The organism is Streptomyces sp. NPDC028298 (assembly GCF_055565895.1).
The window spans coordinates 622,655-642,361 of record NZ_JBVHTL010000004.1 but is presented as its reverse complement, the minus strand read 5'-3'; the positions used below and the strand labels follow the sequence as shown (position 1 = coordinate 642,361).

At 70.6% G+C, this 19,707-nt stretch carries 21 protein-coding genes; 7 read left to right on the top strand and 14 right to left on the bottom strand.

The features are described from left to right. Window positions 1-349: 349 nt before the first annotated feature. Genes ACZ4TO_RS21855 through ACZ4TO_RS21845 form a run of 3 tightly spaced genes read left to right on the top strand, consistent with a single transcriptional unit; the run spans window position 350 to window position 3,902 of the window. Complete coding sequence (locus ACZ4TO_RS21855; RefSeq protein ID WP_355760660.1) at window positions 350-877, top strand: PadR family transcriptional regulator; 528 nt, start codon at window positions 350-352, stop codon at window positions 875-877. Beyond that, complete coding sequence (locus ACZ4TO_RS21850; RefSeq protein ID WP_385045443.1) at window positions 874-1,572, top strand: ABC transporter ATP-binding protein; 699 nt, start codon at window positions 874-876, stop codon at window positions 1,570-1,572. Before ACZ4TO_RS21855 ends, ACZ4TO_RS21850 begins: the two co-directional genes overlap by 4 nt. Continuing rightward, complete coding sequence (locus tag ACZ4TO_RS21845) at window positions 1,569-3,902, top strand: ABC transporter permease (RefSeq protein WP_468025002.1); 2,334 nt, start codon at window positions 1,569-1,571, stop codon at window positions 3,900-3,902. The genes ACZ4TO_RS21850 and ACZ4TO_RS21845 overlap by 4 nt, the downstream gene beginning before the upstream one ends. A gap of 105 nt (window positions 3,903-4,007) precedes the next feature. On the opposite strand, the gene ACZ4TO_RS21840 is transcribed toward ACZ4TO_RS21845, so the two are convergent. The 4 genes from ACZ4TO_RS21840 to ACZ4TO_RS21825 all read right to left on the bottom strand — a co-directional run bounded on the left by ACZ4TO_RS21840 (window position 4,008) and on the right by ACZ4TO_RS21825 (window position 7,240). Continuing rightward, entirely contained in the window at window positions 4,008-4,436 is a 429-nt protein-coding gene (locus ACZ4TO_RS21840; protein WP_382787864.1) for a hypothetical protein, read from the bottom strand. A gap of 4 nt (window positions 4,437-4,440) precedes the next feature. Beyond that, a complete protein-coding gene (locus tag ACZ4TO_RS21835) occupies window positions 4,441-4,914 on the bottom strand; it encodes a roadblock/LC7 domain-containing protein (RefSeq protein ID WP_382787866.1) in 474 nt (157 codons plus the stop codon). 54 nt (window positions 4,915-4,968) lie between these two features. Then, entirely contained in the window at window positions 4,969-6,087 is a 1,119-nt protein-coding gene (locus ACZ4TO_RS21830) for a MarR family transcriptional regulator (protein ID WP_468025001.1), read from the bottom strand. Between the two features lie 178 nt (window positions 6,088-6,265). Beyond that, complete coding sequence (locus ACZ4TO_RS21825; protein ID WP_382787869.1) at window positions 6,266-7,240, bottom strand: LysR substrate-binding domain-containing protein; 975 nt, start codon at window positions 7,238-7,240, stop codon at window positions 6,266-6,268. A gap of 175 nt (window positions 7,241-7,415) precedes the next feature. Between ACZ4TO_RS21825 and ACZ4TO_RS21820 the strand changes: the two genes are divergently transcribed. After that, window positions 7,416-7,970, top strand: coding sequence for a peroxiredoxin (locus ACZ4TO_RS21820; protein ID WP_382787871.1), 555 nt, complete (start codon window positions 7,416-7,418; stop codon window positions 7,968-7,970). 6 nt (window positions 7,971-7,976) lie between these two features. Then, complete coding sequence (locus ACZ4TO_RS21815) at window positions 7,977-8,510, top strand: alkyl hydroperoxide reductase (RefSeq protein WP_382787873.1); 534 nt, start codon at window positions 7,977-7,979, stop codon at window positions 8,508-8,510. Window positions 8,511-8,645: 135 nt separating this feature from the next. Here the strand turns inward: ACZ4TO_RS21815 and ACZ4TO_RS21810 are convergent, their stop codons facing one another. The 4 genes from ACZ4TO_RS21810 to ACZ4TO_RS21795 all read right to left on the bottom strand — a co-directional run bounded on the left by ACZ4TO_RS21810 (window position 8,646) and on the right by ACZ4TO_RS21795 (window position 13,744). Beyond that, entirely contained in the window at window positions 8,646-10,064 is a 1,419-nt protein-coding gene (locus ACZ4TO_RS21810; protein ID WP_385045457.1) for an AI-2E family transporter, read from the bottom strand. A 135-nt stretch (window positions 10,065-10,199) separates the two neighbouring features. Next, entirely contained in the window at window positions 10,200-10,898 is a 699-nt protein-coding gene (locus ACZ4TO_RS21805) for an aggregation-promoting factor C-terminal-like domain-containing protein (protein ID WP_382787877.1), read from the bottom strand. Between the two features lie 426 nt (window positions 10,899-11,324). Further along, complete coding sequence (locus tag ACZ4TO_RS21800) at window positions 11,325-12,650, bottom strand: PhoH family protein (RefSeq protein ID WP_382787879.1); 1,326 nt, start codon at window positions 12,648-12,650, stop codon at window positions 11,325-11,327. A gap of 320 nt (window positions 12,651-12,970) precedes the next feature. Further along, complete coding sequence (locus tag ACZ4TO_RS21795) at window positions 12,971-13,744, bottom strand: isoprenyl transferase (RefSeq protein ID WP_382787881.1); 774 nt, start codon at window positions 13,742-13,744, stop codon at window positions 12,971-12,973. Between the two features lie 144 nt (window positions 13,745-13,888). Here ACZ4TO_RS21795 and mgrA point away from each other — a divergent pair, with 144 nt between their 5' ends. Together mgrA and ACZ4TO_RS21785 are read left to right on the top strand one after the other, a co-directional pair. Beyond that, complete coding sequence (gene mgrA / locus ACZ4TO_RS21790; RefSeq protein WP_468025000.1) at window positions 13,889-14,926, top strand: L-glyceraldehyde 3-phosphate reductase; 1,038 nt, start codon at window positions 13,889-13,891, stop codon at window positions 14,924-14,926. 408 nt (window positions 14,927-15,334) lie between these two features. Beyond that, the gene (locus ACZ4TO_RS21785) at window positions 15,335-15,679 is read left to right on the top strand and encodes a DUF192 domain-containing protein (RefSeq protein WP_382787885.1); all 345 of its coding nucleotides are present in this window, start codon (window positions 15,335-15,337) and stop codon (window positions 15,677-15,679) included. Window positions 15,680-15,929: 250 nt separating this feature from the next. Here the strand turns inward: ACZ4TO_RS21785 and ACZ4TO_RS21780 are convergent, their stop codons facing one another. The 6 genes from ACZ4TO_RS21780 to ACZ4TO_RS21755 form a co-directional block, all read right to left on the bottom strand. Beyond that, complete coding sequence (locus tag ACZ4TO_RS21780; protein ID WP_385045462.1) at window positions 15,930-16,814, bottom strand: LLM class flavin-dependent oxidoreductase; 885 nt, start codon at window positions 16,812-16,814, stop codon at window positions 15,930-15,932. A 40-nt stretch (window positions 16,815-16,854) separates the two neighbouring features. After that, window positions 16,855-17,475, bottom strand: a complete 621-nt coding sequence (locus ACZ4TO_RS21775) for a dihydrofolate reductase family protein (protein WP_468024999.1) — start codon at window positions 17,473-17,475, stop codon at window positions 16,855-16,857. Between the two features lie 85 nt (window positions 17,476-17,560). After that, window positions 17,561-18,208 (bottom strand): OmpA family protein, encoded by a 648-nt coding sequence (locus ACZ4TO_RS21770; RefSeq protein ID WP_382787890.1) that lies wholly within the window; start codon window positions 18,206-18,208, stop codon window positions 17,561-17,563. Between the two features lie 3 nt (window positions 18,209-18,211). Then, the gene (locus ACZ4TO_RS21765; RefSeq protein ID WP_468024998.1) at window positions 18,212-18,799 is read right to left on the bottom strand and encodes a hypothetical protein; all 588 of its coding nucleotides are present in this window, start codon (window positions 18,797-18,799) and stop codon (window positions 18,212-18,214) included. A 15-nt stretch (window positions 18,800-18,814) separates the two neighbouring features. Then, window positions 18,815-19,378, bottom strand: a complete 564-nt coding sequence (locus tag ACZ4TO_RS21760) for a pilus assembly protein TadG-related protein (RefSeq protein WP_468025063.1) — start codon at window positions 19,376-19,378, stop codon at window positions 18,815-18,817. A 38-nt stretch (window positions 19,379-19,416) separates the two neighbouring features. After that, the gene (locus tag ACZ4TO_RS21755) at window positions 19,417-19,617 is read right to left on the bottom strand and encodes a hypothetical protein (RefSeq protein WP_388772466.1); all 201 of its coding nucleotides are present in this window, start codon (window positions 19,615-19,617) and stop codon (window positions 19,417-19,419) included. Window positions 19,618-19,707 lie beyond the last annotated feature (90 nt).

Genomic DNA, 19,707 nt, shown 5'->3' with positions numbered 1-19,707 from the left:
AATCAGCACGCCATGGGCACCGCCTCACTGATTCCGACGTGCGGAAGGGCCGGAAGGTTGCCGGGGCGGGGGAAAGTGAGACGACCGACAACGGGCGTCCGGTGCGCGGACCGGGTCCCCGCCGGGCCGCGCGCTCCCGGGTCGCGGGAGGGCGGGCGCCCGGGGCCACGGGGCGCCGTCCCGCGCGAGGGAGGGCGCGCACAGGGGGTGCGCACAGAGCGGCCGGACGGTTCCAGAACCGTGACAATCGGCCCTGACCAGCGCGCTTCCCGCGCCGGGCGGCTTCCTCGGTCGACCTATACGCGCTGCGTATACATGCCGTGTATACGCCGTGTGTAGAGTGCTCGGCATGTCCATCGGTCACACCCTTCTAGGGCTCCTGGAGTCCGGGCCGCGCCACGGTTACGACCTGAAGCGGGCCTTCGACGAGAAATTCGGTCACGACCGGCCTCTGCACTACGGCCAGGTCTACTCGACGATGTCGCGGCTGCTGAAGAACGGGCTCGTCGAGATCGACGGGATCGAGGCGGGCGACGGGCCCGAGCGCAAGCGGTACGCGATCACGGAGGCCGGCGTCACCGACGTGCAGCGCTGGCTCGCGACGCCGGAGACGCCCGAGCCGTACCTCCAGTCGACCCTGTACACGAAGGTCGTCCTCGCGCTGCTGACCCACCGGGACGCGAGCGAGCTCCTCGACACCCAGCGCTCGGAGCACCTGCGGATGATGCGCATGCTGACCGAGCGCAAGCGCAAGGGCGACCTGGCCGACCAGCTCATCTGCGACCACGCCCTCTTCCACCTGGAGGCGGATCTGCGGTGGCTGGAGCTGACGGCCGCGCGCCTCGACCGGCTCGCCGAGGCGGTGACGGCCCGATGACCACCTCCGCCCCTCCCGCCGGCTCCCTGCTCACCGCCTCCGAGCTGCGCAAGACCTACGGTCCGACCACCGCGCTGGACGGTGCCGGCTTCTCCATCCACCCCGGCGAGGTCGTCGCCGTGATGGGCCCCTCCGGCTCCGGCAAGTCCACCCTGCTCCACTGCCTCGCCGGCATCGTCACGCCCGACTCCGGCTCGATCACGTACGACGGCCGCGAGATGGCGACGATGAACGACGCCCAGCGCAGTGCGCTGCGCCGCTCGGAGTTCGGGTTCGTCTTCCAGTTCGGCCAGCTCGTACCGGAGCTGAGCTGTGTCGAGAACGTCGCGCTGCCGCTGCGGCTGAACGGCACGGGCCGCAAGGAGGCCGAACGCACCGCGCTGTCGTGGATGGAACGCCTCGAGGTGGACGACCTCAAGGACAAGCGGCCCGGCGAGGTCTCCGGAGGACAGGGCCAGCGCGTGGCCGTCGCCCGTTCGCTGGTCACCAGTCCCCGGGTGCTGTTCGCCGACGAGCCGACCGGGGCGCTCGACTCCCTCAACGGCGAGCGCGTGATGGAGCTGCTGACGGACGCCGCCCGTTCGACCAACGCCGCCGTCGTGCTCGTCACGCACGAGGCGCGCGTGGCCGCGTACTCGGACCGAGAGGTCGTCGTACGCGACGGCAGGTCCAGGGACATGGAGCGGATCGTATGAGTGCCCGCCAGTGGACCCGCGACCTCGCCATGGGCGCCAGGTTCGCGGTGACCGGGGGCCGCGAGGCCTGGGTGCGGGTCCTGCTGACGGCCGTCGGGGTCGGGCTCGGGGTGGCGCTGCTGCTGCTCACGACCGCGCTGCCGAGCGCGCTGGCCTCCCGGCACGACCGGGAGAGCGCCCGCGGCGACATCACGTACAGCGGGACGGTCAGGAAGAAGTCGGACCGCACGCTGATCGTCGCGCACGTGGACACCGCCTTCCGCGACGAGGACGTACGGGGCCGGCTGCTGCAGCCCGAGGGCTCCCGGGCCCCGCTGCCGCCGGGCGTGTCCGCGTTCCCCGCGGCCGGTGACATGGTCGTGTCGCCCGCCCTCGACCGGCTGCTGAAGTCCCCCGACGGCAAGCTGCTGCGCGAGCGCCTGGACTACCGCGTCACCGGCACGATCGCCGACGCCGGACTGGTCGGTCCGCACGAACTCGCCTTCTACGCGGGCTCGAAGGACCTCACCGCGACCGCCGTCGGCAGCGGCCGGGTCGAGCGCATCGACGTCTTCGGCTCCCCCGGGCAGTCCGAGGCCATGGACCCCGTCCTGGTGCTGCTCGTACTGATCGTCTTCGTCGTGCTGCTGATGCCGGTCGGCGTGTTCATCGCCGCCGCCGTCCGGTTCGGCGGTGAGCGGCGCGACCGCCGGCTCGCGGCCCTGCGGCTGGTCGGCGCGGACGGGCGGATGACCCGGCGGATCGCCGCCGGCGAGGCGCTGGCCGGCGCGCTGCTGGGCCTGGTCCTCGGCGCGGGGTTCTTCCTGGTCGGACGTCAGGTCGCGGGTCTGATCATGGTGTTCAGGATCAGCGTCTTCCCGGCCGACCTCGATCCCTCGCCCGCGCTGGTGGCGCTGGTGGCCCTCGCGGTCCCGTCCGCCGCGGTCGCGGTGACGCTCCTGGCGCTGCGCGGTGTCGTCATCGAGCCGCTCGGCGTGGTGCGCACCGCGCGGCCCTCGCGGCGCCGGCTGTGGTGGCGGCTGCTGCTGCCGCTGGGCGGCCTCGCGATGCTGTACCCGATGATCGGGCAGGGGCGGTCCAACGGGGACTTCAACCAGTACCTCGTCATCGGCGGCGTCCTGTTGCTGCTGGTCGGCATCACCGCGCTGCTGCCCTGGGTGGTCGAGGCGGTCGTCGCCCGGCTGAACTCCGGCGGCGTGGCCTGGCAACTGGCCATCCGCAGGCTTCAGTTGAGCAGCGGCTCGGCGGCCCGGCTGGTCAACGGCATCGCGGTGGCCGTGGCCGGCGCTATAGCCCTGCAGATGCTGTTCGCCGGGGTCGACGACGACTACACGAAGATCAGCAAGGAGGACCTCACCCGGGCCCAGATGTCCGTCGCCGTACCCGACGGGGTCTCCTCGGCCCGGGCGGTCCGGCAACTGTCCGGGACCAGGGGCGTCACCCACCTGACCGCCCTGGCGCGGACCGACGTGGGCGACGGGCGCGACGAACCGGAGAACACCACCACCGCGACGGTCGGCGACTGCGCGGCGCTGCGGGAGACGGCGGTGCTGCCCTCCTGCGAGAACGGTGACGTCTTCGCCGTCGAGAACGCCTCGTGGGACACCACCACCGCGAAGCTCGACAAGGCCGGCACCAGGCTCTACTTCGACCCCTCCTACGGCTCCTCCGACGAGGGCCGGGAGATCGCCTGGACGGTGCCGAAGGGGGTCAAGCGGGCCGGTCTGCGCAAGGACCCGTCCGGCAGCGAGCTCGGCGGCTTCCTCTTCACGCCCGGCGCGCTGCCCGAACGGGCCGCGTCCGCCACGCGCGCGACGGTCTACGTCCAGCTCGACGAGTCGGTGCCGGACGTCCTGGAACTGGTGCGCAACAGCGCCGCGAGGATCGGCCCCCTGACCGACGCCACCGTCTGGTCGGCGACGACCCAGTCCCGGAAGTTCACGTCCATCCGTACGGGCCTGTCCGTCGGCGCGGCCTGCGTCCTCGTGCTGATCGGCGCGAGTCTGCTCATCTCCCAGCTCGAACAGCTCCGCGAGCGCAAGAAACTGCTGTCGGCGCTGGTCGCCTTCGGCACCCGGCGCCGCACCCTGAGCATGTCGGTGCTGTGGCAGACCGCGATCCCGATCGCGCTGGGGCTCGGCCTCGCGGCCGTCGTCGGGCTCACCCTCGGCACGGTCCTGCTCAAGATGACGGGGACCTCGGTGAGCGTGGACTGGGCGAGCGTTCTGTCGATGACCGGGATCGGCGCGGGTGTCGTGCTCCTGGTGACCCTGCTCAGCCTGCCGCCGCTGATCCGGCTGATGCGGCCGGACGGGCTGCGCACGGAATAGGCCCCAAACCGACACGGACACGGGCGCGGCCGGACCGCGTCCGCTCCGCGCCCTCGGACGCGCCGCCGGTGGCCTCCCCGCCCGGGGAGGGCCACCGGTCCGCGTTCACATGCTGTACTCCTTCACCACGCGGCGGACCTGGGCGAAGAGCATCCCGACGTTCACCGCCTTGCGGCAGACGACGACGGCGACCACGTCCTGCTGGTCGCTCATCCGCACGAACAGATGCGTGAGGTTGTCGCTGTTGACCAGGATCTCCTGGAAGAAGTGCGACTCGGACTCGATGCCGCGGCGCTCCTTGAACACGTCCTCGATCATCTGGACCGTGCGCCCCTGGAACAGGTCGAGGGTCGCGCCCGCGAGCAGGTCCAGGACCTCCGGCGGATGGTTGTCGACGGTCTCGTAGCTCAGCAGCATCCCGGTCGACATGTCGACGGCTCCGGAGGCGACGCAGTCCGGGGCGTCGGTGCGCAGTGATTTGACCAGGCCCATGATCTGGTCGGAGAACCCGGGCGTCATTCGCTTGGTGGCCATGTCGTCATACCCCTTCGGTCGCGGTGTCGGTCACGGCTCCGACGAGGGCGTCGGGTGCCGCGGCGTGCGGATCGGGCTCGGCGGGTGTCCCGGCGAGCGGGTCGGGGCCGGTTCCGGTGAGGATCGAGCCGATGCGGCCGAGAGCCGGCCGGGTCAGCTCGTGGAGCCGTTCGAGGTCGATGCCCTCGTCGCCGAGGACGATCATCAGCGCGGTGTCGCCGACCGCGTAGAAGGCCGCGAGGCCCTGACTGCCGTAGGTCACGGTCTGGCGGAACGCGCCCCTGCCGGTCACCGCGGTCGCGCGGCGGGCGATGCCGAGTCCCGCGGCGGCGATCGCGGCGAGGCTCTCCGGGTCGATCATGTCGGCGGTGTCGGCCGCGATGAGCATTCCGTCGGCGGCCGCCACCGCCGTGTCGGTGATTCCGGGCACCTGTTCCCGGAGTTCCCTCATTTCCCTGGCCAGTGCCTCGTGATTCATGCGTTGAACTCCCTGATGACGGTGCGCATTCGATCGTTGACAGGCATGTCGGTTCTACGTTCCTGAGTCCGGGGTCCAGATCCTGTGGCGCAGCCGGAAGAATCCTTTCCAGCTCGCTCCGGCCCTTTCGGGGGCGAGGGTCTCCGCTATTCCGCTCGCGCCGGGCTCACGGCGGGGCAGCGACGGGGCGTGCGCGCCGGGCTCCCTGCGGGGCAGGGCCGGAGCGATCGCGGGGGGTGGCGGGCCGGGGTCCGGCCGACGCTCGGGTGCCGCGGGGTCCGGGCCGGCGGGGTCCGATGCCGCGGGGTCCGGTGGGGCGGGGTCCCGTGCCGTCTCCTCCCCTGCGGCCACCACTGAGGACAGGGCGGAGAACACCTCGGGGTCCAGGGCGGGCGGGGCTCCGGCGGGCCGCTGGCGGAGCGCCCCGGTGGGCAGGTCCCGCACGGTGACGCGGACGGCGGAGTCGGACTCCGCCGGCAGTTCCAGCAGCCCCTCGCCGAGCATGCGGGCCATCCCCACGGTGACGGTGTAGGCGCCGAGCCCGGTCGCGAAGGCGATGTCGCGGGCGGTCCTGCGGCCGTCGGCCTGGGCCAGCAGCTCCTTGTGCGGTGGCGGGAGCTGCTCACGTATCTCGTCCGGCACCGCGGCCGGCACGGGGCGTTCCCGATCCGGCCGTACGGGCCGCGGCAGGGCGGCGACGGCCGCCAGCTTCCTCGCCGCGTCCTGGAGCAGCCGCCCGGGGGCCTCTCCGAGGGCGACCGGCGCGTACGGCTCGAAGGCGGCGTCGAGCGGGTCGCACGCCTCCACGTCACCGGCCACGACGGCGAACGCCGCGTCCTGCATCGCCATCATGCAGACGACCCGGAGCTGCGCGGCCCCCGCGTATCCGTGCGCGATCAGTCCGGCCTCGGGCCACCGGGTACCGCCGGACTCGCGGAGCAGTTCGGCCCACTGCTCGCCGCTGACCCGGCCCGAGCGCAGCAGCCGCGCCTCGGCTCCCGGGGCGCCGGGACTTTCGACGGCGACGACGGCGCCGTCACGCAGATGGAAAACTCCCCCGGGTTTTCCGGACACCCGCAGTTTCCCCGTCGCCCGCGTGTTCTGGCATTCGCTCAGCGCGTGCGACAGCAGGTCGTATCCGACCCTGCCAAGGGAATCCCGAATGCCCGACATCACTCCCCTTGGAACTTCCGGCACTTCGCACAGACGCCTGACGAATCACCCTGAGGGGGTATGTGTATCAGCCGGGGTGGATATCCCAGCGAGAGTCGCACTACCTGACGGAACTTGAAATTTCCCGGCTGTCACGGGACGTCATCGGTCGCCCGATTGACCGACTCTGTACGGCGGTTCAGGCGTCCGCGCCCAACACCCGGACGGGCAGGGGGCGCAGCGCCTCGCGCAGGGCCTCCGCGAGTTCGTGGTACTCCGTGCTCCGCGCGGCACCCGACCGCATCGCGAGCGCGATCCGCCGGGTGGGGGCCGGGTCCGCGAAGTACCCGGTGAGGAGCTGATCGCTGCGGGTCGTCTCCACCTTGACGGCGGTACGGGGCAGCAGGGTCACCCCGAGACCGCCGGCGACGAGCTGGACGAGGGTCGACAGGCCCGCGGCGGTGGTGGTCACGGGGGCGTCGGCGCGCCCGGCCTCACGGCAGATGTCCAGGGCCTGGTCGCGCAGGCAGTGGCCCTCGTCGAGCAGCAGCAGCCGCAGTTCGCGCAGCGCCTCGCGCGAAATGCCCTCCCGTCCGCCGAGCCCGTGGCCGAGCGGGGTCACCAGCACGAAGTCCTCGTCGAACAGCGGGAGTTCGACGACACCGGGGAGACCGAGGGGGACCGCGAGCAGCAGCAGGTCGAGCCGGCCGACCGTCAGCCCCTCCAGCAGGCTGGCGGTCTGCTCCTCGTGCACCTGGAGGTCGAGGTCGGGGTAGCGGTCGTGGACGAGACGCAGGACGGTCGGCAGGAGGTAGGGGGCGACGGTGGGGATGACCCCCAGGCGCAGGGCTCCGGTGAACGGCGCCCGGACGGCCGCCGCCTCCTCCATCAGTGCGCCGACCTCGGCCAGTACGGCCTTGGCGCGTACGGCGAGGCGCTCCCCCGCGGGCGACAGGAGCACTTTGCGGGTCGTACGCTCCAGGAGGGTCACCCCGAGGGTGTCCTCCAGCGTGGAGACGGCACCGGACAGCGCGGGCTGGCTCATGCCGATCGCGGCGGCCGCGTCCCGGAAGTGGAGATGCTCGGCGACGGCGGTGAAAGCGCGAAGCTGCGCGAGGCTGGGGGTACGGCGCCCGCCGCCCTTGCCGCCCGTCCTGCCGGTGGGGCTCGCCATGGCCGTCCTCGTCCTTCCGGGCCCGTTCACCGGGCGTCACTGATAGCCGTAGTCGATCAACACGACCAAGTGTAGCTATTTCCCGAATCAATACCGGCTGTGCCACGATCAAGGCCGTCCACCCCCCTAGGGAAACGCCCCCAAAAAGGGCTACCCCTTGCTGCTAGGAGAGTTTGTGCTCACTGTCGGTGACCAGTTCCCCACGTTCGACCTGACCGCCTGTGTCTCGCTGGAGAAGGGCAAGGAGTTCGAGCAGATCGACCACAAGACCTACGAGGGCAAGTGGAAGATCGTCTTCGCGTGGCCCAAGGACTTCACCTTCGTGTGCCCCACCGAGATCGCGGCGTTCGGCAAGCTGAACGACGAGTTCGCCGACCGTGACGCGCAGGTGCTGGGCTTCTCCGGCGACTCGGAGTTCGTGCACCACGCCTGGCGCAAGGACCACGACGACCTGCGTGACCTGCCCTTCCCGATGATGGCCGACTCGAAGCACGAGCTCATGCGCGACCTCGGCATCGAGGGCGAGGACGGCTTCGCCAAGCGTGCCGTCTTCATCGTCGACCAGAACAACGAGATCCAGTTCTCCATGGTGACCGCCGGCTCCGTCGGCCGTAACCCCAAGGAGGTCCTGCGGGTCCTGGACGCTCTCCAGACGGACGAGCTCTGCCCGTGCAACTGGACCAAGGGCGAGACCACCCTCGACCCGGTCGCCCTGCTGGCCGGTGAGTGACCTTCCATGGCTCTCGACGAACTGAAGTCCGCCATACCGGACTACGCCAAGGACCTGCGCCTGAACCTCGGTTCGGTGATCGGCAACAGCGACCTGCCGCAGCAGCAGCTCTGGGGCACGGTGCTGGCCTGCGCCATCGCCTCGCGGTCCCCGCGCGTGCTGCGTGAGCTGGAGCCCGAGGCCAAGGCCCAGTTGTCGCCCGAGGCGTACACGGCCGCCAAGTCGGCCGCCGCGATCATGGCGATGAACAACGTCTTCTACCGGACCCGGCACCTGCTGTCGGACCCGGAGTACGGGACGATGCGCGCCGGTCTGCGGATGAACGTCATCGGCAACCCGGGTGTGGAGAAGGTCGACTTCGAGCTGTGGTCGCTCGCCGTCTCCGCGATCAACGGCTGCGGCCAGTGCCTCGACTCCCACGAGCAGGTGCTCCGCAAGGCCGGCGTCGACCGGGAGACGATCCAGGAGGCGTTCAAGATCGCGGCCGTGCTCCAGGCCGTCGCCGCCACGCTGGACGCCGAGGCGCACCTCGCCGTGTAGGACCGACACACGGACACAGGGCCCCGCCCACCATCACGGTGGGCGGGGCCCTGTGCGTTCCCTGCGAGGCCGCCGGGGCGTGCCGCCTGGCGTCGTGGGGCGGGCCGACGCCGCGGACGGGTCCCGGAGCGGGCTCTAGGAGGTCGGCCGGTGGGCCGGGGAGGCGTCCACGGCGGTGGCGCCGCGGGGTTCGGGGGTGTCCCGCAGCTCCGCCTCACCGGCGTACGAACGCAGGTACGCGACCACCGTGTTGGTCACCGCGACCAGCGGGACCGCGACGACCGCTCCGCCGATGCCGGCGATCATGCCGCCGGCGGCGACCGAGAGGACCACGGCCAGGGGATGGACGCGGACCGCGCGCCCGAGGATGAAGGGCTGGAGGATGTGGCCCTCGATCTGCTGGACGGCGAGGACCACCACGAGGGTCATGACGGCGACGAAGACGCCCTGGGTCACCAGCGCGACCACCACCGCCAGCGCCCCGGAGATCACCGCGCCCACCAGCGGGATGAACGCGCCGAGGAAGATGAAGACGGCGAGCGGCACGGCCATGGGCACCTTGAGGATGTAGATGCCGAGGCCGATGAAGATCGCGTCGATCATCGCGACTATCACCGTGCCGCGGACGTAGGCGGTGAGCGTGCGCCACGCGCGCGGGCCCGCGCCGGCGACCCCCGTCCGGGCGGCGGCCGGGACGAGCTTGAGCGACCACTCCCAGATCCGCTTGCCGTCGTAGAGCAGGAAGAGGGTCGAGAACATCGTGAGCAGGATGCCGGTGAGGGCCTCCACGATCACCGTCACACCCTGAAGACCCGCCGAGGTGATCTGGTCCGTGTTCGCCCCGATCGCCTCACGGAGGTTCTTGGCGATCTCGTTGATCTGCTTGTCGGTGACGTGGAACGGGCCCTTGAGGAGCCACTTGCGCAGCTCGTCGATGCCGTCCTGGATCTGGTTGGAGAGGTTGTCGATGTTCTCCTGGACCTGCCAGACCACGAACCAGCCGATCAGCCCCATGATGACGAAGCCGAGGATCGCGGTGAGCGCGGTGGCGAGCCCGCGCGGCACCCGGTGCCGCGTCAGCCGGGCCACCGTGGGCTGGAGCAGCGCGGTGATGAGCAGCGCGGCCACGAAGGCGAGCACGACGAGCTGTACGGCGCTGATGACCCGCATCAGCACCCAGACGGTGCCCGCGAGGATGAGCAGCCGCCAGCCCGCCTCGGCGGCGACACGCACTCCCCACGGCACGGCGAGGGCGGGGTCGGGACGGTGGGGGTGCGGCGCGTGCGCGAGCGCCGCGGCCTGCTCCTCGGAGGGGCGCTGGACCGGGAGCGTGGAGGCGTCGGCGTCCGCCGGGCCGTCGGGTGTACCGGAGGGCGCGGGAGTCTTCGCCTGGGGGCCGGGTGCGTCGAGGGGGGCGGACCGGTCGGAGCCGTCCTCGCCGTCGAGCGGGCCCCGCGACTCGAGTTCGACCTCGGCGCGGCGTTCGTCCAACCGCTCTCCCAGCTCGGTGAGTCCGGCGCCGATCCGGCCGAGCCATCCTGGTACACGCGACATGATGCGTCCTCTTCCCCCGCCGCTCCCCACCACTCCCCCTGGAGTCGTCGGGTCCGACCGTACATGGCCGGAGCCCCTCCCCGTAGGACGGGGAGGGGCTCCGCAAGGTTGAGCCGCCGGCGTACGGCGTGGAACTCAGTACCAGCTGTTGGCCTGCCAGAACGACCAGGCCTCACAGGGGCTGCCGTACCGGCTGTTCATGTAGTTCAGGCCCCACTTGATCTGGGTGGCCGGGTTGGTCTGCCAGTCGGAACCGGCCGAGGCGTACTTGCCCGCGGGCAGGGCCTGGAAGAGACCGTACGCACCGGAGGAGGCGTTGACGGCGTGGTAGTTCCAGCTCGACTCGTGGTTCACGATGTTGCTGAAGCACTGGAACTGACCGCTCGGCACCATCTGAGCCGCCATCGCCTGGATCTGGGCGACGGTGTACGAGGACTTGACCGAGAAGCTGGAGGCGTCGCGCGTCGCGGAGCGGCTGGCCGCTTCCTCCGCCGCCTTGCGCTCCTTGGCTTCCTTCTCCGCCTTCGCAGCAGCCTTCTGCTTCGCGACGGCGTCGTCGGCCGCCTGCTTGCGGGCGGCCGCCTCCGCGTCCTTCTTGGCGCTCGCGTCGGCGGCGATGGCCTGGGCATCGGCCTGCTGCGTCAGGGAAGCGGTCTGCACCTGGGCCTGCTGGCCGGCAGGTATGTCTGCGAGGAGAGTCGAGTCGCTCGCCGTCGCCTCGGCATCGTTCGAGGGCTGGGCGACGCTGCCCGAGGCAACTCCGACCACGCTTCCGACAGCGGTGACCGCGGTGGCCGAAGCCACTGCGAATCCCCGGACCGAAATCCGGCTCACACGGTTTCCTTCCAGCATCGCCCGTTTAGGTGACCCTCGCGGACGCAATCGTGCCCCTCGGCGCTGGCCTCCCAACTGCGGGGTCACGGGGAGACACGGGCCCGGTGGGCAACTCCCGCTGAGGGAGCGCCACGTGGTGCGCGGGCGGCATACGACGGCTCTATGGAGTTCTGAGGTTCCGGTGTTCTGTGCCGCTGGGGGTACAGGTGTGTCGTATGCGGGGCCTGACAGGAGTGAGACTCTAGCCGTTACCCGGCGCCGCTCGGCAATTCCGTGTCGCGTGTGAAAGCTCACACCCCGTTTGCCTCGGCTGTTTCGCGGAAACACCAGCGCAGCAAGACGCCGCCCGGCTAGGCTCTTCGCCTTTGCCGGACGGCGCCAACCAGCGTGTATGCACCACCCTTTGAGCAGGTGGGGCAGCCTGGATCAGATCTGCCCGTCCTCCAGCATTTCGGTCACGAGTGCCGCAATCTGGGACCTCTCGGAACGATTCAGCGTGACGTGCGCGAAGAGCGGATGGCCCTTCAACTTCTCTACGACGGCGACCACTCCGTCGTAGCGCCCGACGCGCAGATTGTCCCTTTGTGCCACGTCATGGGTCAGAACGACCCGCGAATTGGCGCCGATACGGGACAGAACGGTCAACAGGACGTTCCGTTCCAGGGACTGGGCCTCGTCCACGATCACGAACGCGTCGTGGAGCGAGCGGCCGCGGATGTGCGTGAGCGGCAGGACCTCCAGCATGCCGCGCGCGGTGACCTCCTCGATGACCTCGCGGCTGGTGACCGCGGAGAGCGTGTCGAAGACCGCCTGGGCCCAGGGGCTCATCTTCTCGGACTCGGAGCCGGGCAGATAGCCGAGCTCCTGCCCGCCCACCGCGTACAGCGGCCGGAAGACCATCACCTTCTGGTGCTGGCGGCGTTCCAGGACGGCCTCCAGGCCCGCGCACAGCGCGAGCGCGGACTTGCCGGTGCCGGCCCGGCCGCCCATCGACACGATCCCGACGTCCGGGTCGAGCAGCAGATCGAGCGCGATGCGCTGCTCCGCGCTGCGGCCCTTGATGCCGAAGGCCTCGCGGTCGCCGCGCACGAGCCGGACGTTGCCCTCGGCCGTGACACGGCCGAGGGCCTTGCCGCGCTCCGACTGGATCGTCAGTCCCGTGTGCACCGGCAGGCCGGCGGCTTCGGGGACGTAGGCGTGCCCCTCCTCGAAGAGGATGTCCACCTGTTCGCCGGACAGGGCCAGTTCGGACATGCCGGTCCAACCGGACGAGCCCGTGATGGCGAGCTCCGCGCGGTACTCCTCGGCGAGGAGACCCACCGAGGACGCCTTGATCCTGAGCGGCAGGTCCTTCGAGACGACGGTGACGTCGTATCCCTCGGCCTGCAGGTTGCGGGCGACCGCGAGGATGCGGGAGTCGTTGTCCCCCAGGCGGTACCCGCTGGGCAGGACGCTGGGGTCCGAGTGGTTGAGCTCGACGCGTACCGTCCCGCCGAGGTCCCCGACGGGGATCGGGGAGTCGAGGCGGCCGTGCCGGACCCGGAACTCGTCGAGCAGGCGCAGCGCCTGCCGGGCGAAGTAGCCGAGTTCGGGATGGTGCCGCTTGGCCTCCAGCTCCGTGACCACGACGATCGGCAGCACGACTTCGTGCTCGTCGAAGCGGCTCAGGGCATTCGGGTCGGCCAGCAGGACGCTGGTGTCGAGAACATAGGTGCGCCGGTCTGGATTACGGCGCTTTGTGCTGGTCACCACGGAAGGACGTACCCCCTCGGATGAGGTCGGGGAGCGACGAAGGAGATCTGGACCGGTTCGCGGCACCGATGCACGGGCCGAAAACCGGCCCTCCGCCTCGTCCGTGCTGACCGCACGATCGCGCTGGTGCAAAGGGCCTCCCGGGCGGACGGCCCCGTGCCGTCCGCTGAGATACGACACCCGTGGTTCGGGCGTCGACCTGCAAGGCTTATGCCCTCGAACGAGCCAAGCCATGCCAGGGCACATGACGGCGCGTTCGTTAACTCCCGATGACGTGCGTCCCTCCCGGGCACCCCGAAGTACGCGGGATGCCCGGTGTTTCAGCCTCCGTAGCGGCGGTGTCGCGCCGCGTAGTCGCGCAGGGCGCGCAGGAAGTCGACCTTGCGGAAGGCCGGCCAGAAGACTTCGCAGAAGTAGTACTCGGAGTGGGCGGTCTGCCAGAGCATGAATCCGGACAGCCGCTGCTCGCCGCTGGTGCGGATCACCAGGTCGGGGTCGGGCTGGGCACCGGTGTAGAGGTGCTTGCCGATGAGGTCGACGTCGACGCGGTCGGCGAGGTCCTCCATCGAGGTCCCCTTGTCCGCGGCGTCGAGGATCATCGAGCGCACGGCGTCGGCGATCTCCTGGCGGCCGCCGTAGCCGATGGCGACGTTCACGACTATGCCCTCGACGTGCGCGGTGGCCTCCTCGGCCTCCTTGAGCGCCGACTGCATCGGGGAGGGCAGGATGTCCCGCGTCCCGACGTGGTGCACCCGCCAGCGGCCGTCGGCCGCCAGGGTGCGCACGACGCCCTCGATGATGCCGAGGAGCGGACCGAGCTCCTCCTGCGGGCGGTCGAAGTTGTCGGTGGACAGCAGCCACAGGGTGACGACCTCGACATCGGTCTCCGCGCACCAGCCGAGGAACTCCTCGATCTTGTCCGCTCCGGCCCGGTGTCCCTGGGCGGTCGTCGAACCGGCGGCCTTCGCCCAGCGGCGGTTGCCGTCCATGATGACGCCGATGTGCTTGGGCACCTGGTCGTGGTCGAGGTGGCCTTCCACCCTGCGTGCATAGAACCTGACCAGCAGACGGCGCAGGTTGTCGCGCAAGGTCACGTGTTGTCAGCCCCTCCGTGCGGATCGGACAGCCGCGCCCGAGCACAGTCCCTGTCCATATGGCGGTCCCCCGGGGCGAAGCCTACCCCTGCGCAACGCGAGGCCTGCCGAGGGGCCTGTGCACCCTGACATAGGTTCGTCCCCATGAACGACCCCACTCTGTACCGTGCCGCAACGGAGCGGTACGACTCGATGGAATACCGGCGTACGGGCCGCAGCGGGCTCAAACTGCCCGCGATCTCGCTCGGTCTGTGGCACAACTTCGGCGACGACCGCTCGCTCGACTCCCAGCGCGCGATCCTGCGCCGCGCCTTCGATCTCGGCGTCACCCATTTCGACCTCGCCAACAACTACGGACCGCCGCCCGGCTCGGCGGAACTGAACTTCGGCAGGCTGCTGAAGGAGGATTTCGCGCCCTACCGGGACGAGCTGGTCATCTCGACCAAGGCGGGCTACGACATGTGGCCCGGTCCGTACGGCGAGTGGGGCAGCCGCAAGTACCTGCTGTCCTCGCTGGACCAGTCGCTGCGGCGGATGGGCCTCGACCACGTCGACATCTTCTACTCGCACCGCTTCGACCCGGACACCCCGCTGGAGGAGACGATGGGCGCGCTGGCGTCCGCCGTCCAGCAGGGCAAGGCGCTGTACGTCGGCGTCTCCTCCTACAGCAGCGAGCAGACGGCGGAGGCGGCCCGGATCCTGACCGGGATGGGCGTCCGTCCGCTGATCCACCAGCCCTCGTACTCGATGCTCAACCGCTGGACCGAGGACGACGGACTGCTCGACACGCTGGAGGCGGCCGGCATGGGCTGCATCTCCTTCGCGCCGCTCGCGCAGGGTCTGCTGACGGGGAAGTACCTCCAGGGCATCCCGGAGGGCTCGCGCGCCACCCAGGGCAAGTCGCTGGACCCGGGGCTGCTGAGCGACGAGGTCGTGCGCCGGCTGAACGGGCTGAACGACATCGCGGCCCGGCGCGGCCAGTCGCTCGCCCAGCTCGCGCTCTCCTGGGTGCTGCGCGACCAGCGGATGACCTCCGCCCTCATCGGCGCGTCCAGCGTGCGCCAGCTCGAGGAGAACCTGGAGGCACTGGCGACCCCGCGGCTCACCGACGAGGAGCTGAGGGAGATCGACACGTTCGCGGTGTCGACGCGGGGCACGAACATCTGGGCCCAACGGCACTGAGTCACCGGAATCCCGGGCCGCACGCGGCGGCCGGTCCGAGGGGCGCACGGGGGCGCCCGCCGGGCGGGCCGTCGTGGGCACAAAAAACGGGCCGGTCCGTGGGGGGGAGACGGACCGGCCCGAGGGGGGGGTTTCCACCATAACCCTTCGTAAGTGATGCTGCGTGCATCCGCGTGCCACAACTACTCTCCGGAGTCGTCCGACAACGCCGCGATGAGCGCGGAACCATGGATTCCGGGCGTGATCATGGCCGATTCATGGCTGATTCAAAGGGAATCGTGGAGGATCGACAGAGATCCAATGGGTTCGTGACCGTTTCCACGACATGGCACCGCCGCGCCCGTCCGTACTCCGGGCGAGTGATCCGCGTGGCGCCCCCGGCTTGACCCGCCCGCTAACTTCGCACCCATGGCCACGTTCACGACGGACACACCGCAGGGGACATCCGAGCCGGTGCCCCTGGAACTGGCCGCCACGGCGCGCGCCCGGCGGCGGGGACTGCTCGGGCGCTCGGGGATCGAGGGCGCGCTGCTGCTCACACCGGCGAGCTCGGTGCACACCCTGGGGATGCGGTTCGCGATCGATGTCGCCTATCTGGACCGGTCGTCGCGGGTCCTGGCGGTACGCACGATGCGCCCGGGCCGGCTGGGACTGCCGCGACCCCGGGCCCGGCACGTCCTGGAGGCGGAGGCCGGGTCGATGGAGCGCTGGGGCGTGCGACGCGGCGCGCGGATCACCGTCCGGTACGCCTGACAGCGCGTCACCAGGGAAGGCAGCACCGCGCAGCCCCCTCCTCTGCGCGGTGCCACACGCGCAGCTTTGCTCACGCGAATTACCTTGGTCTGAACTTACGTCAGCCGAACAACCCTGGCGACAGCCGATCGATAACGATGTGGAAACCCCGTGCGGATGTCGCGCACACGGCGCGTCGCCCGCCCGGTCCGCCGCCGATCCCTCCGGACGGACATCTCACGCCGAGTGACCTCCATTGGGAGGTTTTCGGTCAATCTGCCGTGGAGATCAGCGGGCGGACCCGTTCCGCGGCGAAGCGGACGAAGCCCTCGGGGTCCGGCTCGTCGGCGGTGGGCTGGAGGACCACCGTGTCGGCACCGGCGTCGAGGAGACGCCGGACGGCCTCGGCGACGGCGTCCGCGTCACCCGCGACCCCGAGCTCCGGGACGGAGCCGTCGCCGTCGGCCTCGATCTCGGCGCGCAACCGGCCGGCCGCGCCGTCCCCGGTGGCGGTGAGCAGATAGACGACGACCCGGTGGTGTTCCTCCGTCCGGCCGGCCGCCCGCCGTCCCTCGTCGATGAGCCGGCGGGCCCGCCGTACCCCGTCGACCGTGGTCGAGGCGGTGAGGACCGTGCCGTCGGCCGCCTGTCCGGCCAGCCGGAGCGTACGGGGCCCGGTGGCGCCGGTGAGGACCTCGGGCACCTCGGAGGGCGGCCAGTCGAGGGCGACCCCGTCGAGTTTCACGTACCGCCCCTCGGTGGTCACCCGCTCGCCGCGCAACAGGGCGCGCAGCGCGTCGAGATGTTCCCGCAGCAACGTCATGGGCGACTCGGCCCGCGCCCCGACCTGTCCCATCCAGTCCTGGACGCCGTGGCCGACCGCGACGGTGGCCCGCCCGGGGAACAGCCGGTACAGGGTGGCGGCCTCCATCGCCGTGACGGCGACGTTCCGCAGTGGGACGGGCAGCAGTCCCACTCCCACCCGCAGGCGCTCGGTCCAGGCGAGGGCCGCCGCGGCGGCGGAGATGCCGCCTTCGAGGAAACAGTCCTCCCACAGCCACAGCTCCTCCAGCCCCGCCTCGTCCGCCGCGCGGGCCAGGGCGCGCAGCCGCTCGGGGGGCAGTTGGGGGCGGAAGACGACACCGAGGGAGGTCATGCCGTCTTCCTACCCGGGCCTCCCCCGGCGGACAACCGCTTTACGCGCGGTCCGTCCCGGCGGTTCCCTGCGTCCCGGCGGCATCGCCCGGCCCCGCGGTGGTGTCGCGCTCGTAGCGCAGGAGGGTGACGCCGTTGCCGAAGGTCCGCGTCTCGACGAGGCGGAGGTCGGTCGGGGCCTCGGACTCGGGGAACAGCAGTTTGCCGGCGCCGAGGAGGACGGGGTGCACGTACAGCCTGATCTCGTCGACGAGGCGCAGCCGCAGGAACTCCGCGGCGATGTCGGCGCCGCTGAGCGCGAGGTCGCCGCCCTCCTGCGCCTTGAGCGCCAGGATCTCCTCGGGCACGACCTCCCGTACGACCGTGGTGTGTCCCGTGCCGCGGTCGAGCGTCCGCGAGAACACCACCTTGGGAATGTTCCGCCAGATCCCGGCGAACTCGGCCATCTCCGGGCTGATGTCCGGGTCCTTGTCGGCCGTCGGCCAGTAGGAGGCCATCAGTTCGTAGGTCACCCGTCCGGACATCAGGGCGCCGAAGCCTTTGACCAGGTCGTTGAAGTGCTGGTGCAGTTCGGCGTCGACCCGGTGCCATTCGATGTCGCGGTCCGGGCCCTCCATGTATCCGTCGAGGGACACCGACGACATCAACACGATCTTCCTCATGGCGGACTCCATCGACCTCGTGCGCGACCCGTTCGTCGGGGGCATGCTGCCAGGAGGCCGGGCGCGGGAGAAGGTGACGCGCGCGTCAGGCGCTGTTCCCGTCCGCGGCGCCCCTCGGGAAGGTCACCTCCACCCGGCGGTTCTTGCGGCGGCCCTGTTCCGAGGTGTTGTCCGCGATCGGGTAGTCCTCGCTGTAGCCCCGCACCTCGAAGGTGACGTCCGCCTCCGCCGGACCGAGTGCGGCGGCCAGCCGGTCGTGCACCTCCTCCGCGCGCTTCTTGGAGAGGGTCAGGCCGTGCGCGTACGAGCCGAGGTTGTCGGTGAATCCGAAGACGCGGACGGTCGTGGCGTGCTGGGCCTTGATCTCGTCGGCGATCGCCTGGATACGGGACTGGGACTCCGGGTTGAGCTTGGAGCTGTCCTTGGGGAACAGGACCTCCGCCTGGAGGGCGAACGTCACGTCCTCGTTGGTGTCCTCCCGGCGCTCCTCGCCGCCCAGGTCCTCCACGACCGACTTGATGTCCAGCACCTTGGCGGGCGCGAGGGTGGCGCCGTCGGCGAGCTTGAGCCCCGGGCTGTTGGCGTCGACATCGGGGGGCGGGGAGGTGGTGACGCTGCCGGGCGGGGCACTGGGGTCGCTGTCGTCGGCGTGCGCGGGCCCGGGCAGGCCGAGGGTGACCAGTACGGCGAGAGCCGTGAACGCCGTCGCGGCGGCTCGGGGCGGGAGGGCCATGGGTCAGCCCTCGGAGATCTCGATGGAGGCGGGTGGCATGGAGCCGACCTGGAAGTCGACGGCGTCGGTTCCGGCGGGGGGTGCGGGGAACTGGGCGAACCAGTCGGCCGACTGGCCCGCGTCCACGCCTCCGCCGTCGAACTTGGTGCACAGGCAACGCCCCTGGGTGTCCCGCAGGACGAGGTACTTCTTCTTTCCCTTGCTGTCGGTCAGCGCTGCTCCGGCCATCGAGGCGCCGTTCCGGCTCAACTCGCGTTCGTCTCCGCGCCAGTTCGCGGCGACCCAGAACTGGCCGCCGCCGTTGGTCACCGTGCCGCTGACGGTGACGAATCCGCCCTGGTCCCGCACGGCCGAGGTGATCGTGAGCGTCACGTCACCACCCTTGACCTCGGCCAGCACCTGGTCCTGGCTCGCCGAGGGTGACGCCTGCTTCGAGCCGCCCTGCGCGCCCGACCGGGAGGAGGACGAGTCGGCCTTCGGCTTGTCGCCGCCGTCTCCGCTGCCGCACCCGGACACCGTGAGGAGCAATCCGGTACTGATCGCCACCGCGGTCATGACCCTGCGGCCCTTCATGGTGTGCCGGAGATCCATCGGTACGGCTTCCTCTCACTCGGCCAGATGCACTGAGAACAGCACGGACGCGTCGGGAAGTTCGTCCGAATGGAAATGTTCGGGATCGATGTCCACACTGCGCCCGGCACAATCCAGCCGCACGGGCTTCTTGGGGTCCGCGTCGGTGGGAAAGGTGCAGCGCGGTTCGATGACGGCCGTCGCGTGCGCCTGGGCATGGCGGCTCTCTGTGCCCGGAATGATCGAGTCGCCGACCGTGTAGCGGGTCTCGATCGCCACGCGATACCCGGGGAATCCGTTCACGACGGTGGGCTCAGGCCCACTTTGCACGTCCGAGTCGTTCTCGGCGGCCAGTCGGGCGGCGGCGGCCACGGCCCCCGCACCCTGGAACTTGTCACCGTCGAGCCAGTCCAGCCAGTGGTCGTCCGTACCGATGGCGCCCGTCAGCCCTTGTACGAGTTCGTCACGGGAGTCCTGCGCGGCCGCCAACGCCGCAGCGTCCGCCGCGGATTGAGCTCCATTGCGGGCGGACGCTGCTTGGGCGAAGGCGAAGAAGGCGAACGCGGCGAAGAGCAGGATCCCCGTCAGCCAGATGTAGATGGGGAGGGTCTGTCCTCGGTCGCCGCGGGTCGAACGGGTCAGCCTCCGGTGACCTGGGTGACCGCGTTCCGGATCGCACCGGAGATCAACCCGTCCAGGCCGATCTGGTCGATCAACGTGAAGATCCCCGCGATGATGATCATCAAGCCCGCGTACTCCACGAACCCCGCCCCCGCGTCCCGGTGGGCGCCCCGTGTCCGGGCGATCACCGTTCGGGTCCATGCGGTGAACCTGTTCATCAGGACTGCCCTCCCTGCCGAGGCCACTAACGACCCGAGCACCGTACGTGAGAAGTCGCCTACCGCGAGTGGGCCCAGGGGCCCAACTTC